The organism is Micromonospora sp. WMMD1128 (genome assembly GCF_027497235.1).
Lineage (GTDB): Bacteria > Actinomycetota > Actinomycetes > Mycobacteriales > Micromonosporaceae > Micromonospora.
On record NZ_CP114902.1, the window covers coordinates 6076324 to 6092725 of the forward strand.

14 protein-coding genes are annotated in these 16402 nt (G+C 71.9%); 4 read left to right on the top strand and 10 right to left on the bottom strand.

Features of this window, described 5'->3' with window-relative positions; genetic code table 11:
* Window positions 1-79: 79 nt before the first annotated feature.
* Window positions 80-283, top strand: a complete 204-nt coding sequence (locus O7602_RS27470; protein WP_281585495.1) for a hypothetical protein — start codon at window positions 80-82, stop codon at window positions 281-283.
* Window positions 284-332: 49 nt separating this feature from the next.
* Window positions 333-1679: a hypothetical protein gene (locus O7602_RS27475; protein WP_281585496.1), complete on the top strand. Its 1347-nt coding sequence runs from the start codon at window positions 333-335 to the stop codon at window positions 1677-1679.
* Window positions 1680-1731: 52 nt separating this feature from the next.
* Here the strand turns inward: O7602_RS27475 and ccsB are convergent, their stop codons facing one another.
* From ccsB to hemL, 6 genes are read right to left on the bottom strand one after another with little or no spacing between them, the layout of a single operon-like run.
* Window positions 1732-2706: a c-type cytochrome biogenesis protein CcsB gene (gene ccsB / locus O7602_RS27480; RefSeq protein ID WP_281585497.1), complete on the bottom strand. Its 975-nt coding sequence runs from the start codon at window positions 2704-2706 to the stop codon at window positions 1732-1734.
* The gene (locus O7602_RS27485) at window positions 2706-4322 is read right to left on the bottom strand and encodes a cytochrome c biogenesis protein ResB (protein WP_281585498.1); all 1617 of its coding nucleotides are present in this window, start codon (window positions 4320-4322) and stop codon (window positions 2706-2708) included. Before O7602_RS27485 ends, ccsB begins: the two co-directional genes overlap by 1 nt.
* On the bottom strand, window positions 4322-5185 hold the full coding sequence (locus O7602_RS27490) for a cytochrome c biogenesis protein CcdA (RefSeq protein ID WP_281585499.1): 864 nt from the start codon (window positions 5183-5185) through the stop codon (window positions 4322-4324). Before O7602_RS27490 ends, O7602_RS27485 begins: the two co-directional genes overlap by 1 nt.
* Window positions 5185-5760 (bottom strand): TlpA disulfide reductase family protein, encoded by a 576-nt coding sequence (locus O7602_RS27495; RefSeq protein WP_281585500.1) that lies wholly within the window; start codon window positions 5758-5760, stop codon window positions 5185-5187. Before O7602_RS27495 ends, O7602_RS27490 begins: the two co-directional genes overlap by 1 nt.
* The gene (locus tag O7602_RS27500; RefSeq protein ID WP_281585501.1) at window positions 5760-6407 is read right to left on the bottom strand and encodes a histidine phosphatase family protein; all 648 of its coding nucleotides are present in this window, start codon (window positions 6405-6407) and stop codon (window positions 5760-5762) included. The genes O7602_RS27495 and O7602_RS27500 overlap by 1 nt, the downstream gene beginning before the upstream one ends.
* A 4-nt stretch (window positions 6408-6411) precedes the next feature.
* Complete coding sequence (gene hemL, locus O7602_RS27505; protein WP_281585502.1) at window positions 6412-7749, bottom strand: glutamate-1-semialdehyde 2,1-aminomutase; 1338 nt, start codon at window positions 7747-7749, stop codon at window positions 6412-6414.
* A 211-nt stretch (window positions 7750-7960) separates the two neighbouring features.
* On the opposite strand from hemL, the gene O7602_RS27510 reads away from it, so the two are divergent.
* Window positions 7961-8293: an STAS domain-containing protein gene (locus tag O7602_RS27510; protein WP_281585503.1), complete on the top strand. Its 333-nt coding sequence runs from the start codon at window positions 7961-7963 to the stop codon at window positions 8291-8293.
* Window positions 8294-8310: 17 nt separating this feature from the next.
* On the opposite strand, the gene O7602_RS27515 is transcribed toward O7602_RS27510, so the two are convergent.
* Both O7602_RS27515 and O7602_RS27520 read right to left on the bottom strand, forming a co-directional pair.
* Window positions 8311-9903, bottom strand: coding sequence for an ABC transporter permease (locus O7602_RS27515; RefSeq protein ID WP_281585504.1), 1593 nt, complete (start codon window positions 9901-9903; stop codon window positions 8311-8313).
* Entirely contained in the window at window positions 9900-10802 is a 903-nt protein-coding gene (locus O7602_RS27520; RefSeq protein ID WP_281585505.1) for an ABC transporter ATP-binding protein, read from the bottom strand. The genes O7602_RS27515 and O7602_RS27520 overlap by 4 nt, the downstream gene beginning before the upstream one ends.
* A gap of 54 nt (window positions 10803-10856) precedes the next feature.
* Between O7602_RS27520 and O7602_RS27525 the strand changes: the two genes are divergently transcribed.
* Window positions 10857-11378, top strand: coding sequence for a MarR family transcriptional regulator (locus O7602_RS27525; protein WP_281585506.1), 522 nt, complete (start codon window positions 10857-10859; stop codon window positions 11376-11378).
* Window positions 11379-11382: 4 nt separating this feature from the next.
* On the opposite strand, the gene O7602_RS27530 is transcribed toward O7602_RS27525, so the two are convergent.
* Together O7602_RS27530 and O7602_RS27535 are read right to left on the bottom strand one after the other, a co-directional pair.
* Entirely contained in the window at window positions 11383-11940 is a 558-nt protein-coding gene (locus O7602_RS27530) for a response regulator (RefSeq protein WP_281585507.1), read from the bottom strand.
* Window positions 11937-16301, bottom strand: coding sequence for a HAMP domain-containing protein (locus tag O7602_RS27535; RefSeq protein WP_281585508.1), 4365 nt, complete (start codon window positions 16299-16301; stop codon window positions 11937-11939). Before O7602_RS27535 ends, O7602_RS27530 begins: the two co-directional genes overlap by 4 nt.
* Window positions 16302-16402: the final 101 nt, after the last annotated feature.

The following is a 16402-nucleotide window of genomic DNA, read 5'->3' on the forward strand; positions in this document are numbered from 1 at the left end:
AGACCATGGCACGGTGGACCCGGCCGACCAGAACGACGTCCGGTCGGGTCGCGTTGTCGGTCACTGCCAGGATGGGCGGATGGACGACGCGTACGTGGTGGGTGATCCCGACGGCCTCAGCCCGCTCCAGACCGAAATCCGGGACGCGGTGGCGCGTGAACTGCACGCCCAGTTCGCACTACGGGCGGACTGCCTCGACCTGGCCGACCTGCCCGAGGTGGCCTACCAGATCACCCGACGGATCGACGAGATGCTGAGCCGCCGCGTCACACCCTCCTCATAGGATCGGCGCGCCGGCCGCTCGGGTCGGCTCCCCTTCCGCAAGGAGCTCGATGAGACGTCTGTGCGTTTCGGCCAGCGCGGCGGCGCTGGCCACCCTCGGTGTGGTCACGGCACTGCCCGCCCCGGCCCTGGCCGACCCCGGTCCCGGCTGGGTCCGCGGCTGGCTCTACGACACCACCGTCGGCGGTTCGACCGCACCCGCCCGCACCGCCGCCCTCTTCGTCGACGGCAGTCCCGACGCGGTCCACCCACGCGTCGACATCGACGTGAGCGGCCTCGCCGGCATCGTGACCGCCACGTTCCCGGCCTGGTGCGACCGCACCGGCGCGTCGGTCGTCTGCCCGATGCCCCCCGACGCCACCCCGAACGAGTTCGGCGGCCTCAGCGGCACCGTGCCGATCGTGTTCCGCGCCGTGCCCGGCGACGCCGACGGCGCCGCCGGCACGATCGGCTGGACGGCGCTTGCCGACGGCGTGGACGGCGAGGCCCAGCAGGCGACCGTCACGGTGCACACCGGGCCGGACGCCGTCGACCTGGTCGACGCGTACGTCGACGGCGTCGGCACCGGCGACCGGCTCGCCATGCCCGTGGCCCTCGTCAGCGCCGGCGACCGGCCGGTGACCGGCCTGCGGGCCACCTTCCGCTTCCCGGTCGGGCTGGAGCCGACGGCCTACCGCAACTGCCGGTACGGCACCGGCGGCCAGCTCGACACGATCGTGGTCTGTCAGTTCGGCCGCGAGCTGAAGCCGGGCCGGCGCTACGAGGTGCCCGGCGGTTTCCGGACCACCGTCGGCCCGGCCGCGATCGGCGACAAGCGCGTCGTGCAGACCGTGGCGCCCGAGGCCACCGCCGGTCCGCTGCCCGAGGGCGTGGTGCTGCGGCACCGCCCGGCGGAGTCGGCGTTGGAGCTGCGTCCGGTCGGTGGCCAGGTCGACGTGCTCGGCCCCGACCAGCAGTTCGGGTCCGGGTCGTACTACCTCCGGGCCGTCCGCGGCGCGTACGACGTGGTCGCCGTCGGCGCGACCGTGGCCGGGGCACCGGGCGACACCGTCCGGGTCCGCGTCGGCCTGCGCAACGACGGCCCCGGCGTGCCGGACGGCACCATCTCCGGCGACAGCGCCAGCCACCTCGTCTTCACCCCGCCGGCCGGGACGGTGGTCACGAACAGCCCGGAGCACTGCTCCAACGGCGCCGACGAGGAGGACCCGACCGCGCCGGCGGTCTGGTACTGCACGCTGCCGAACGGCGTCTTCCCGGCCGGCAGCAGCTTCCTGGTCGACGTCGACCTGCGGGTCGACGGTCCGCTCGGCGCGCCGGGCACGGTCGCCGTGCGCAACGCGTACCCCGGTCCCGACGACGACCCGGCGAACGACACCGCACCCGTCACGATCGGCTGAACCGGCACGGCCGCCGGGGGTCGCACGACTCCCGGCGGTCGGCGCCGCGCGGTCAGTTGACGCCGGCGTACGAGTGCAGGCCGGTGAAGAAGAAGTTGACGCCGAACAGGTTCATCAGCATGGTCAGGAAGCCCACGACCGCGATCCAGGTGGCCACGTTGCGCCGCACGCTCGGCGTGGCCCGGGCGTGCAGATAACCCGCGTAGACCACCCAGGAGATGAACGCCCAGGTCTCCTTCGGGTCCCAACCCCAGGCGCGCCCCCACGCCGCCTCGGCCCAGATCGCCCCGGCGATCACCGCGAACGTGAAGATCGGGAACGCGAAGGCGTGCAGCGTGAAGGTCAACCGCTCCAGCCCGGCCGCCGCCGGCAGCCGCCGGGCCAGGGTGTACGGGAAGCTGCGCTTCCCCCGTTCCCAGCCGGCCCGCATCAGGTACGCGGCGGCGGGCACCACGCCCAGCAGGAAGATGCCCGAGGCGAAGATGATCGTCGACACGTGGATGACGAACCAGTACGACTGGAGTGCCGGCATCAGCGGCACCACCTGGACATAGAGCTTCAGCTCGGCGAACGCCAGCAGCAGCACCATCACCAGGGTCAGGAACAGCCCGAGCCGGCGCAGCGACGGCTGCTTCCACAGCACCACGAGCCATGCCGCCGCCCCGATCCAGGTGACCGTGAGCACGAACTCGTACATGTTGCCCCAGGGCATCCGCTCGGCGGCGAGCCCCCGGGTGACGACGGCGCCCAGGTGCAGCGCGGCGGCGAGCGCGGTGAGCCCGGCGGCGATCCGCCCGGCCAGCACGGCCCGGTCGGCGGAGCGGTCCGGCCGGGTCACGGCCGAGACGACCGGCTGGTCGAGCGGGCCACCCGGGCCGCCGACGCCCGCGCCGACCAGCTCCCGCGCCGGGGCCGCTACGGCCACCTTCCGGGCGTTGCCGAGCGCGAACTCCACGGCGTGGCTGATCATCGCGACCAGGTACGCCAGGATCGCGAACGTGACCAACTGATCGGAGAGTGCGGACATCACTCGTCTCCTTCTCGCGCCCGCCGATGGTCCGGCCCGTCGCCGCCGACCGCGGCGACGAGCTGCGCGAACTCGTCGGCGAACCCTGGGTGCTCGGTGCGCGGAAGCCCACCGGCCTCCACCAAGCTACTACCGCTCGTCGGAGATCCACCCTCGGGGGGCGACACCCGGAACCAGACCCGGCGGCGGCGGGCGAACAGCGAACCCATCAGGCCGAGCAGCAGCGTGCCGCTGGCCACCAGCAGCAACGTCTGCCCGGGCGCGTGCCGCACGGCCAGCGTGACGTACGGCTTGGTGCCGACGAACTCAAGCGTGCTCCCGTCGTCCAGCGTCCACGTCTCGCCGGGCCGCAGCAGCTTGGTGCCGACCTGCTTCAGCTTGCCGTTCGCCACCTGCCGCTGGTCAAGCTGGTAGACCGAGCCGGGGATGCCGGCGTCCAGCCCGAGGTTGCCCCGGTAGGCGGTCAGGTTCACCGCCGGGTCCCGCTCGGCCGGGAACCGCGACGCGACGAACGGCGCGCGGTCGGGCGCGGTGGGCAGGTAGAGCCCGTCGAAGGCGACCTGCTGGTCCGGGTCCCGCTTGCCCGTCTTCGGGTCCACGTTCGCGTCCGGGAAGAGCGCCACGCCCTCCTCGGTCGCGTTCGGGTCGCCGGTACGCAGGAACGGGTCGTCGCTGGTCTGACTCTTGCCGTACCTGTCGGTGTATTTCAGGATCGGCGCGTAGCCGTTGCCGAGCAGGTAGACGTTTGCCGGACCGAGTCGCAGCGGCGAGTTCACCGAGAAGCCGGCGGTGCGAGGCTCGCTGTCCGGGGAGTCCACGCTGACCGTGGCCCAGAAGCGGGACGCCTGCCCGGAGTCGAGGTAGTCGGCCTCGAACTTCTCCAGCGTGAGACAGAACGGCGGCAGGTCGGCGCTGTCCACCCGCGGCCCGAGCGACGCCTCGGCGTACTGCTGGCGGGTGTTGCAGAATTCGTTGTCCGCGCCCGCGACCAGGATGCGGTTGCCGTGCCACCCGTACCACGAACCGACCGCGACCCCGAGCAGGACGGCGATCAGCGACGTGTGGAACAGCAGGTTGCCGGTCTCCTTGAGGTAGCCCTTCTCGGCGGAGACCTCGTTACCCCGGACGGAGACCCGCCACCGGCGGCGGCGCAGCACCGCCGCGATCGCCGCCGGATCGGCGGCGGTCGGGGCCTCCAGCACTGCGTGCTGGGGCAGCCGCTCCAGCCGCCGCGGCGCGGCCGGCGGACGCATCCGCAACGCGCGCACATGATCGCGGGTACGGGGCAGGATGCAGCCGATCAGCGAGGTGAACAGCAGCACGTAGATCGCGGAGAACCAGACCGAGCCGAAGACGCCGAACGCGCCGATCTGGTCCAGCCGGGGGGCCAGGTCGGGGTGGTCGACGAACCACTTGTCGACGTTCTCCGGGTTGACCCCGCGCTGCGGCAGCACCGAACCGGGAATGGCGGCGACCGCGAGCAGGAAGAGCAAAATCAACGCGGTACGCATGCTGGTGAGCTGCCGCCACGAGTTGCGCAGCAGGGCCAGCACCGGGTTGACCCGCCGGGGCGCCTTGGCCGGCGGGGTGCCCGGCCGGTCGTCCACGGTCGTCATCAGATGCTCACCTCACCCACGCCCACGTGCGTCTGCAACCAGATCACCACGTTCTGCCAGCCGCCCGTGACGAGCGCCAGGCCGATCACGATCAACAGGACGCCGCCGACGCGGGTGACCCAGCGGCTGTTGCGCCGGACGGCGCGGAACACCCCGAGCAGGCGCTGGAAGCCCAGCCCGAAGACGACGAACGGTAGCCCCAGCCCGAGGCAGTACGCCACGGCGAGCACCACGGCCCGGTCGGCGCTGCCCTCGGTGGCGGCCAGGCCGAGCACCGCGCCGAGGGTCGGCCCGGTGCAGGGCAGCCAGCTCAGCGCGAAGACCGCGCCGAGGACCGGCGCGCCGAGCAGGCCGGCGGCGGGCAGGGCGCGGATGCGGAACTCCCGTTGCATGCCGGGGACCACGCCGAGGTAGCCGAGCCCGAGCACCACTACGAGCACGCCGATGACGATCTCCAGCGGGCGCTCGTACCTGAAGAAGAGCTTGCCGACGCCCGAGAAGAGGATCGCGGTGGCGACGAACACGGCGGTGAAGCCGGCGATGAACAGCAGCGTGCCGGCGAGCACCCGCCCTTTCACGGCGGCGGCGCTCCGCGCCGGTGCCGTCCGCTCCGCCACGCGCACGCCACCGGTGCTGGTGCTGGTGCTGTTAAGCGGGGGCCCCGCCTCTACCGAATCCGTTAAGCGGGGCCCCCGCCTTACCTCCAGGTCGGCGCCGGCCAGGCCGGTCACGTAGGAGAGGTAGCCGGGCATCAGGGGGAGCACGCAGGGGGAGAGGAAGCTCACCAGGCCGGCGAGGGCCGCCGCGCCCACCGCCAGCAGCAGCGGGCCGGATTCGGCGAGCTGACGGAACGTCTCGCCCATCAGCGGGATCCGTTCGGCGCCGGCTGCTCGGCGGCGATTCTCTCCACGATCGGCCGCAGCTCGTCCTGGGTGACCGCGCGGCGGATCACCACCGCGATCCGCCCGTCTCGATCGAGCACCACCGTGGCCGGGGTGGTGTTCGGCGGGATGTCGAAGTTGAGCGCCTGCCGGCTGGACGGGTCGAAGATGCTCGGATAGGTGACCCGGCCCTCCTCGAACGCGATCGCCTTGTCCTTGCTGTCCTGCACGTTGATGCCGAGGAACGTCACGCCGGAACCCTTGGTGGCCTGGTAGGTGCCCTCCAGGTCGTCCGCCTCGGCGCGGCAGGGCGCACACCAGGAGCCCCAGAAGTTGACCACCACGACCTGCCCGCGGTCGCGGGCGATGTCGTAGCTACCGCCGGTGAGCAGCTCGCCGCTCACCTTCGGGGTCTTGGAACGCTGGTCCGGGGCGCAGCTCACGGTGAGCCCGTCGGCGGCGCACCGGCTCTCCTGACTGCCGGAGGTGCAACCGGTCAGCGCCGTGCCGGCGGTGACGGCGGCGAGCAGGGCGGCGGCGAGCCTCCGGGTGAGCATCAGGCCCCCTTGGCCGTCCGGGCGGTCGGCGAGATCGCGATCAGGTGGGCCGCCGGCTCGGAGTAGCCGATCCCGGCGATCCTGGCCCCGTCGAAGTGGAACGAGGTGAGGCTGGCCAGGCCGCACTGCCGGCGGCGCGGGTCGTGCCAGAGCCGCTTGCGCTCGACGTGCCGGCGCAGCGTCCAGATCGGGAGCTGGTGCGAGACGAGCACCGCCTCCCGTCCCTCGGCGGCGACCCGGGCGGCGTGCAGCGCGGCGAACATCCGCTCGGCGATCACCTGGTACGCCTCGCCCCAGGACGGGGTGACCGGGTCACGCAGCACCCACCAGTTGCGTGGGTCGCGGAACGAGCCGTCGCCGGGCGAGACCTTCTTGCCCTCGAACCAGTTCGCGCTCTCGATCAGCCGCTCGTCGACGCCGACGGAGAGGCCGAACTGCGCCGCGATCGGCTCGGCGGTCTGCTGGGCGCGTTCCAGCGGGCTCGCCGCCACGTGCACCACGGTCCGTTCGGCGAGCGCCTGGGCCGCTGCCTTGGCCATCTGCACGCCCAGCTCGGAGAGGCGGAATCCGGGCAACCGGCCGTAGAGGATGCCGTCCGGATTGTGGACCTCGCCGTGCCGCAGCACGTGCACCACCGTCTCCGCCATCTGGTTACCCCCGTGTCCCGGCCGCTGCCGCCGCCCGCGCCGCCTCCGGCAGGGCGGCGGCGATCTGCTCCCACGCGGCGTCGTCGATCGCGGTCGAGACGAACCACGACTCGAACGCGCTCGGCGGCAGGTAGACGCCGGCGGCGAGCATCGCGTGGAAGAACGCCTTGAACGCCGGCACCTGCTGGGTGCGGGCACTGTCGTAGTCGCGCACGTCGGCGTCGGTGAAGAAGATCGAGAACATGTTGCCCGCGGTGGAGAGGCGGTGCGGCACGCCGGCCGTGGACAGCGCCTCGGTGACGAGCTTGCCCAGCGCGGCGGACGTCTCGTCGAGACGGCGGTAGAGCGCGTCGTCGGCCAGCCGCAGCGTGGCCAGCCCGGCCGCGCACGCGAGCGGGTTACCCGACAGCGTGCCGGCCTGGTAGACCGGACCGGCCGGGGCCAGTCTCGCCATGATCTCCGCGCGCCCGCCGAACGCCGCGGCGGGCAGGCCACCACCCATGACCTTCCCGTACGTCCACAGGTCGGCGTCGGAGGCGTCGAGGCCGTGCCAGCCGGCGCGGGAGACCCGGAACCCGGTCATCACCTCGTCGACGATGAGCAGCGCGCCGTGCGCGTGCGCGATCCGGGCCAACTCGGCGTTGAAGCCGTCCCGGGGGGCGACGACGCCCATGTTGCCGGCCGCCGCCTCGGTGATGATCGCGGCGATGTGCTGCCCCTGAGCCGCGAAGGCGTCTTCGACCGCGCGCCTGTCGTTGTAGGGCAGCACGATGGTGTCACCGGCCGCCGCCCCGGTCACACCGGGCGAGTCGGGCAGCCCGAACGTGGCCACGCCGGAGCCGGCGGCGGCGAGCAGCCCGTCCGAGTGGCCGTGGTAGCAGCCGGCGAACTTGATGATCTTGCTGCGGCCGGTGAAGCCGCGGGCCAGCCGGATCGCCGACATGGTCGCCTCGGTGCCGGAGTTGACCAGGCGTACCTGCTCCACCGGGGTCCGCGCGACGATCTCCTCGGCCAGGTCGACCTCGCCGGGCGTCGGCGTGCCGAAGCTGGTGCCGAGCGCGGCGGCCTCGCGCAGCGCCTCCACCACGGCCGGGTGGGCGTGGCCGAGGATCAGCGGGCCCCAGGAGCAGACCAGGTCGACGTAGCGACGGCCGTCCGCGTCGAACAGCCACGGACCCTCCCCCCGGACCATGAAGCGCGGGGTGCCGCCGACGGCGCCGAACGCGCGCACGGGTGAGTTGACCCCGCCGGGCACGACGGCCTGGGCGCGATCGAACAGGGCCTCGGAGGCCGGAGCGTCAGCCGGGTAGCGGCCGGATCCGGCGGAAAGGGTCTCGGTCACGATGCCGCCATTGTGTCAGCGCCGAACGCCCCGCTGGCAGCCACCCCGGAACACCGTTACCCGCCTCACCCCCCGCACCTCATCCGCCCACCTTCTCGGAATAGAGTGGCCATTTCGCGCGCCATGGCCACGCTTTCCGGGAAAGAGCGGCGACGGGCGGGGCGGGGGCGCTCGACAGGCCCACTCGTCGAGATCGCGATAGGCTGACCGGGTGGATCGTGCCGAACTGTCCATCACCGTGCACCGGACCGGTGACGAAGCCGTGCTTCGCCTGGCCGGTGAGATCGACATGCTCACGGCCGCCCAGCTCTCGACGGTGGTCAACGAGGTGCTGGCGGATCCTCCCCCGCGCATCGTGCTCGACCTGAGTGGCGTCACGTTCTGCGACTCCCAGGGCCTCGGCACGCTCGTGGTGCTCAGCCGCAAGGCCAGCCACATGCAGTGCGTGCTGATGCTGAGCAACGTCGGCGACTTCCTGATTCGCGTCCTGGACATCACCGGCCTGCGCAGCGCCCTGATGATCCGCAACGAATCCACCCCCTGACCGCCGCCAACCTCGGGTCAGGTGATTGGGAGGTCGCGGCGGCGGAAGGTGAGCAGGCCGGTCAGGGCCAGGGCGAGGGCCAGGGTGGTCAGCAGGTAGAGCGGGGTGGGGCTCCACGTGGCGCGCAGCACCTGCGGGGTGTGCGTGAACGGGGACAGGTCCAGCAGCCACCGGTCCAGGCGCAACACGGCGCCGAGCTGGCCGAGGAGCACGCAGACCGCCAGCACCGCCCAGGCGGCCGACGCGAGCCGGGGCAACAGTCCGTACAGCAGGACGGCGAACCCGGCCAGCACCCAGGCGGCCGGCGCCTGGGCCAGGCCCGCGCCCACCATCCGGCCCACCTGTCGGGGCACGTCGCCCACGCTGAACCCGTAGGTCAGGCCGGTGGTCAGGCCGGTCACCGCGAGCACCACGACCGGCCCGAGCAGCGCGAACGCCACGTGCGAGAGCAGCCAGGTCGAGCGGCGGGTGCCGGTGGCGAGCACCGGCTCGGCCCGGCCGGCGGACTCCTCCGCGCGCATTCGCAGCGCGGCCTGGATGCCGTACCCGGCCGCGGCCAGCCCGGTCACGCTCAGCGTGGCGCCCAGGTAGGCGTCGGCCAGTCCGGCGGCCCCGCCGAGCCGGGACATGATCTCCTCCAGTTGCGCGTTGCCCTCCACCGAACGACCGGCCGCCTCCGCGGCGCCGCCGAGGATCAGCCCGAGCAGACCGAACCCGACCGACCACCAGAGGATCTGCCCCCGGTGCAGCCGCCAGGCCAGGCCGAACGGCCCGGACAGCGCGCCGCCGGCGGTGGCCGGGCCGAGCCGGGGCGGCAGCAGGCCCGCGCCCAGGTCGCGACGGACCGAGAGCGGGTACGCGAGCGCCGCGAGCAGCGCGGCGGCGGCAAGCGGCAGCAGCGGCACCCACCACCGCTCCCCCTCGTACGCGCGGACCCGCGCCGCCCAGCCCAGCGGGGACAGCCAGCTCGGCCAGTCGTTGCCGGCGGTGTCCCCGACCAGGCGCAGCCCGAACGCGACGCCGAGGCCGGCGATGCCGATGCCCCGAGCCCCGCCCGCGGTCTCGGTGAGCTGCGCGGCCAACCCGCCGAGCGTGGCGAACACCATCCCGGTGAGCGCGGCGACCAGCCCGTACGCGTACGAGCCGGCGGCGGGCAGCCCGGTCGAGGCGAGCCCGGCCGCGGTGAGCAGGCCGAGCAGCAGGTCGGCCGCGTACGTGACGAGCAGCGCGGCGGTCAGCCCGGCGTACCGGCCGAGCACGCTGCCGCCGAGCAGTTCCCGCCGGCCGGCCTCCTCCTCGGTGCGGGTGTGCCGGATCGCGGTGAGCAGGCTGGCCAGCGCGACGATCACCAGTAGGAAGCCGCTGCGCTGGGCGGTCAACGCGCCGACGCTGTCGCCGTAGACCGGGCCGAGGAGCGCGACGACGGAGGGGTTGCGGGCGGTGCCCTCGGTGTACGCGGCCCGCTCGGCGGCGGTCGGGAACAGTTCGAGGAAGCTGGCCGCGTACGACACCGGCAGGGCGGCGAGGACCAGCACCCAGAGCGGCAGCAGCAGCCGGTCGCGGCGCAGGATCAGCCGGACCAGGTGCCGGGTCCCGGTGAGCGTGCTCATCGGGACACCTCTTCCGGGGCGCTCTCGTAGTGCCGCAGGAACAGCTCCTCAAGCGTCGGCGGCGTGCTGACCAGGCTGCGTACGCCCAGCTCGGTGAGGCGGCGAAGGGCGGCGTCGAGCGCGGCGGTGTCCACGTCGAAGCGCACCCGGCGCCCGTCCACCCGCAGGTCGTGCACGCCGGGCAGGTCGGCCAGCCCGTCGAGCGGGGCGGCGACCTCGGCGTCGATCGCGGTGCGGTGCAGGTGGCGCAGGTCGCCGAGGGTGCCGGACTCCACCGCCCGGCCCGCGCGGATGATCGTCACCCGGTCGCAGAGCGCCTCCACCTCGGCCAGGATGTGACTGGAGAGCAGCACGGTGCGGCCGTCGTGGCGGGCCCGGCGGACCCAGTGCTGGAAGACCTCCTCCATCAGCGGGTCGAGCCCGGAGGTCGGCTCGTCGAGGATGAGCAGGTCGACGTCGGAGGCGAGGGCGGCCACCAGGCCGACCTTCTGCCGGTTGCCCTTGGAGTAGGTGCGGCCCTTCTTGCGCGGGTCCAGCTCGAACGACTCCAGCAGCTCGGCGCGACGTGTCGGGTCGAGCCCGCCGCGCAGCCGGCCGAGCAGGTCGATCACCTCGCCGCCGCTGAGGTTGGGCCAGAGCGTGACGTCGCCGGGCACGTACGCGAGGCGTCGGTGCAGGGCGACGGCGTCCCGCCACGGGTCGCCGCCGAGCAGTCGGACGGCCCCCGCGTCCGCCCGCAGCAGGCCGAGCAGCACCCGGATGGTGGTCGACTTGCCGGAGCCGTTCGGGCCGAGGAAGCCGTGCACCTCTCCGGTACGGACGGTCAGGTCGAGTCCGTCGAGCGCTCGGGTGCGGCCGAATGTCTTGACCAGGCCGGACACCTCAATGGCAGTTTCCATGCTTCGGAAGCTACGCTTATTTCAGAAAGTTGTGAAGACTGTAGGGTCACGGGGGTGAGTGTCGAGGAGCCGACCATGAACGAGCCGGGCCACCGCGACGAGGAGGAGGTCCACCTCTTCGTCGAACGGATGGCGATGGCCTTCGCCGACGTGGGCTTCCCCCGGATGGCCGCCCGGGTCCTGTTCGCCGTGATGAGCGCCGACGAGCCACTGACCGCGGGCGAGATCGGCGAGCGGCTGGGCGTCAGCGCGGCGGCCGTCTCCGGCGCGGTGCGCTACCTGACGCAGTTCGCCATGCTGGTCCGCGAACCGGTCAAGGGCTCCCGGCGCGACCGCTACCGGATGCCCGACAACCCGTGGTACGAGGCCACCATCACCAAGACCACGCTCTACAAGAACTTCATCGACATCGCCGGCGGCGGCGTCGAGGCGCTGGCCGGCCGGAGCACCCCGGCCGGCGAACGGGTCGCCGAGATGCGGGACTTCTTCCTCTTCGTACAGGAGGAGGTGGAAGCGCTCGGCGACCGCTGGCGGGCCCGGCGGGCCGCGACCGGGCACGGTCGCCCGGCCGACTGAGCCGTCAGCGGGTGTTGCCCCAGCGGGCCTGCTCCAGCAGATCCGCCGCCCGCTCCCGGATCGCCGGGTCGTCGTCGGCGCGCAACAGCGCGGTCGCGGAGTCCACCGCCTCGGTGAGGCGCCGCAACTGCACGTCCCGTTCCCGCACCAGGTCCGACTGGGCGGCGAGTTGCCGGGTCTTCACCCACAGCTCGACGAAGACCGTCACCTTGGCCCGCAGCACCCACGGGTCGAACGGCTTGGTCAGGTAGTCCACCGCGCCCACCTGGTAGCCGCGCAGCGCGAGTTGGGCGTCCTTGTCCGCCGCGGTGAGGAAGATGATCGGTACGTGCCGGGTCCGCTCCCGCCGCTTGATGTGGGTGGCGGTCTCGAAGCCGTCCATGTCCGGCATCTGGGCGTCCAGCAGGATCACCGCGAAGTCGTCCACGAGCAACTGCTTGAGCGCGGCCTCACCGCTCTCCACCGCGACCGACTGCACCGGGAGACCCTGGAGGATCGCCTCCAACGCCATCAGGTTCTCCCGCCGGTCGTCCACCAGCAGGGCCTTGGCCGTCTGCGTCACGCGCTCTCCTCGCCTTTGCTCCGGCCGATCCAGGACGCCATCAGCCCGATCAGCTCGTCCAGGTCCACCGGCTTGGTGATGTAGTCACTACCGCCGGCCGCCAGCGCCGACTCCCGGTCACCGGGCATCGCCTTGGCGGTCAGGAACACGATCGGCAGGTCCGCGAAGCGGTGGTTGCGGCGGATCTGCGCGGTCGTCTCGTACCCGTCCTGGTCCGGCATCATCGCGTCCATCAGGACGATGTCCACCTCCGGATGCTCGGCGAGCTGGCGCACGCCGTCCACCCCGTTGTCCGAGTACAACACGGTCATCCCGTGCAGTTCCAACGCGGACGTCAGCGCGAACACGTTCCGCACGTCGTCGTCGATGATCAGGACCGTCACGCCGTCCAGCCGGCGGGCGGCCGGCGTCTCCTGCGGCGGCGGCAGCTCCATCGGCATGAGCAGCGACGACGGCAGGCCCGCGCGGCTCGGCGACGGCGGCGCCGGCGCCACCACCGCGTCCGGCGCCAGCACATCCGGTACGAAGAGGGTGAACGTCGAGCCCTGCCCGGGCGCGGACGACACGGTGATCGTGCCGCCGAGCAGGCGGGCCAGGTCGCGACTGATCGACAGGCCGAGCCCGGTGCCGCCGTAACGCCGGCTGGTCGTGCCGTCGGCCTGCTGGAACGCCTCGAAGATCAGCGAGAGCTTGTCGTCCGAGACGCCGATCCCGGTGTCGATCACGGTGAACGCGATGACCCGCTGGGCGTTCGTGAGCGCCGGCACGTCGAAGACGACGTTCTCGGCGGCCGGACCGATCCGCAGCGTCACCGCGCCGTTGTCGGTGAACTTCACCGCGTTGGAGAGCAGGTTGCGCAGGATCTGCTGCAACCGCTGGGCGTCGGTGACCAGGGCCGGCGGCAGCTCCCGGCTGACCCGGACCTGGAAGTCCAGCCCCTTCTCCTCGGCCTGCGGCGCGAACGCCTGCTCGACGTACCCGCGGATCTCGGAGAAGTGGACCTCGGTCGGCTCCACGTCCATCCGCCCCGCCTCGATCTTGGAAAGGTCGAGGATGTCGTCGATCAGCGAGAGCAGGTCCGAACCGGCGCTGTGGATGGTCCGGGCGAACTCGATCTGCTTCGCGCTCAGGTTCCGCTCCGGGTTCTCGGCGAGCAGCCGGGCCAGCAGGAGCAGCGAGTTCAGCGGCGTACGCAGCTCGTGGCTCATGTTCGCCAGGAACTCCGACTTGTACGCCGACGCCCGGGTGAGCTGCTGCGCCTTCTCCTCCAGGCCCAACCGGGCCAACTCGATCTCCCGGTTCTGCGTCTCGATGTTCGCCTTCTGCTCCGACAGCAGCTTCGCCTTGTCCTCCAGCTCGGCGTTCGTACGCTGCAACTCCGCCGACTGGTCCTGCATCTCGTGCGCCAGCCGCTGCGACTGCGCCAGCAGTTCCTCCGTACGACGGTTGGCCTGGATGGTGTTGACCGCGACGCCGATGGTGAGCACCAGCCGCTCCAGGAACGCCAGGTGCAGGTCGGAGAAGGTGGTGACGCCGGCGAACTCGATCACGCCGAGCAGCTCCCCCTCGAACAGCACCGGGAGCACCACCAGATCGGCCGGGGGCGTGTCGGCCAGCCCGGAGCGGACCACCAGCCGCCCGTCCGGCTGCGCCTTGACCCGGATGGTCCGGCGGGACAGCGCGGCCTGACCGACCAGCCCCTCACCGGGACCGAACGTCACGTCGTGCCCGCGGGCCACGTACCCGTAGGAGGCGGTGAGCCGCAGCCGCATGCTGCCCTCGGAGCTGTCCGCCAGGAAGAACGCGCCGAGCTGCGCGTCGACGAGCGGGGTCACCTCCATCATGATCATGCGGCAGACCTCGCCCAGGTCCCGCTGGCCCTGGAGCAGGCCGCCGATGCGGGCCAGGTTGGAGTCGAGCCAGCCCTGCTCGGCGTTCTTCTTGGTCGTCTCCCCGAGGGTGACGATCATCTGGTTGATGTTGTCCTTCAGCTCGGCGACCTCGCCCTGGGCCTTGACGTTGATCCGCTGGGTCAGGTCGCCCCGGGTCACCGACGTGGAGACCCGCGCGATGGCGCGCAGCTGCGTGGTGAGCGTCGACGCGAGCTGGTTGACGTTCTCGGTGAGGTCGCGCCAGGTGCCGGAGACGCCCTTCACCTGCGCCTGACCGCCCAGCTTGCCCTCGGTGCCCACCTCGCGGGCCACCCGGGTCACCTCGTCGGCGAACGAGGACAGCTGGTCCACCATCGTGTTCACGGTGTTCTTCAGCTCCAGGATCTCGCCCTGCGCATCCACCGTGATCTTCTGCCCCAGGTCACCACGCGCCACCGCCGTCGTGACCGACGCGATGTTGCGGACCTGGCTGGTGAGGTTCGACCCCATCGAGTTCACGTTGTCGGTCAAGTCCCGCCACGTACCCGACACGCCCTTGACCTGAGCCTGGCCACCCAGCTTGCCCTCGGTGCCCACCTCGCGGGCCACCCGCGTCACCTCGTCGGCGAACGACGACAGCTGGTCCACCATCGTGTTCACCGTCGACTTCAGCTCCAGGATCTCGCCCTGCGCATCCACCGTGATCTTCTGCGACAGGTCGCCCTTCGCCACCGCGGTCGACACCTGCGCGATGTTGCGGACCTGGGCGGTGAGGTTCGACGCCATCGAGTTCACGTTGTCGGTCAGATCGCGCCAGGTGCCGGCGACGCCACGCACCTGCGCCTGACCGCCCAACTTGCCCTCGGTGCCCACCTCGCGGGCCACCCGCGTCACCTCGTCCGCGAACGACGACAGCTGGTCCACCATCGTGTTCACCGTCGACTTCAGCTCCAGGATCTCGCCCCGGGCGTCCACCGTGATCTTCTGCGACAGGTCACCCTTCGCCACCGCCGTGGTCACCGACGCGATGTTGCGGACCTGGCTGGTCAGGTTCGACGCCATCGAGTTCACGTTGTCGGTCAGGTCCCGCCACGTACCCGACACGCCCTTGACCTGAGCCTGGCCACCCAGCTTGCCCTCGGTGCCCACCTCGCGTGCGACGCGCGTCACCTCGTCGGCGAACGACGAGAGCTGGTCCACCATCGTGTTCACGGTGTTCTTCAGCTCCAGGATCTCGCCCTGCGCGTCTACCGTGATCTTCTGCCCCAGGTCGCCCTTCGCCACCGCCGTGGACACCTGGGAGATGTTCCGCACCTGGCTGGTCAGGTTGCCGGCGAGCTGGTTGACGTTCTCCGTCAGGTCGCGCCAGGTGCCGGAGACGCCGCGCACCTGGGCCTGGCCGCCCAGCTTGCCCTCGATGCCCACCTCACGGGCCACCCGCGTCACCTCGTCGGCGAACGACGAGAGCTGGTCCACCATCGTGTTCACGGTGTCCTTCAGCTCCAGGATCTCGCCCTGCGCCGCCACCGTGATCTTCTGCGACAGGTCACCCTTGGCCACCGCGGTCGACACCTGCGCGATGTTCCGCACCTGACTGGTCAGGTTCGACGCCATCGAGTTGACGTTGTCGGTCAGGTCCTTCCACGTGCCGGCCACGCCCGGCACCTGCGCCTGGCCGCCCAACTTGCCCTCCGTGCCCACCTCGCGGGCCACCCGGGTCACCTGCTCGGCGAAGAGGCGCAACGTGTCGGTGAGCGAATTCATCGTGTCGGCCAGCTCGGCCACCTCGCCGCGCGCCCCGACCGTGATCTTCTGCGACAGGTCGCCCTTCGCCACCGCGGTCGCCACCTGCGAGATCGACCGCACCTGGCCGGTCAGGTTCGACGCCATGGTGTTCACCGAGTCGGTGAGGTCCTTCCAGGTGCCGGCCGCGCCGCGCACGTCCGCCTGGCCGCCCAACTTGCCCTCGGTGCCCACCTCACGGGCCACCCGCGTCACCTCGTCGGCGAACGACGACAGCTGGTCCACCATCGTGTTCACGGTCCGGCCGATGCGCAGGTACTCCCCCCGCAGCGGGCGACCGTCGATCTCCAACGCCATGTGCTGGGAGAGGTCGCCGTCGGCCACCGCCACGATGACCCGGGCGATCTCGGTGGCCGGTCGGCCAAGGTCGTCGATGAGCGAGTTGACCGCCCGCTGACCCTCCGCCCAGGAGCCCTCCAGGCCCTCGTCGTCCAGGCGCTCGGTCAGCCGCCCGTCCCGACCCACGATCCGGCTGATCCGGCGCAGGTCCAGGTGCTGCCGTTCCTGCAGGGACACCACATCGTTGAAGGCGTCGGCGACCTCACCGGAGAGCCCCGCCCGCCGCGGCAGGCGGACCCGGAGGTCGCCGCGGGCCACCCGCTCCAGCGCCTCGACCAGCTCGCCGAGGAGCACCTCGTGGTCGGGCGCGGACGGATCCGCGGTCACCGACTGTTTCGCCGTGGTCATCTTTCCTCGCTCAGCTCGGGGCTCACCGGCTCGCGCCGACACGCGGCCATCCCATCATTGTGCCGCGCCATCCGTCGAGGTCACCGGCGGCTGATGGCGCG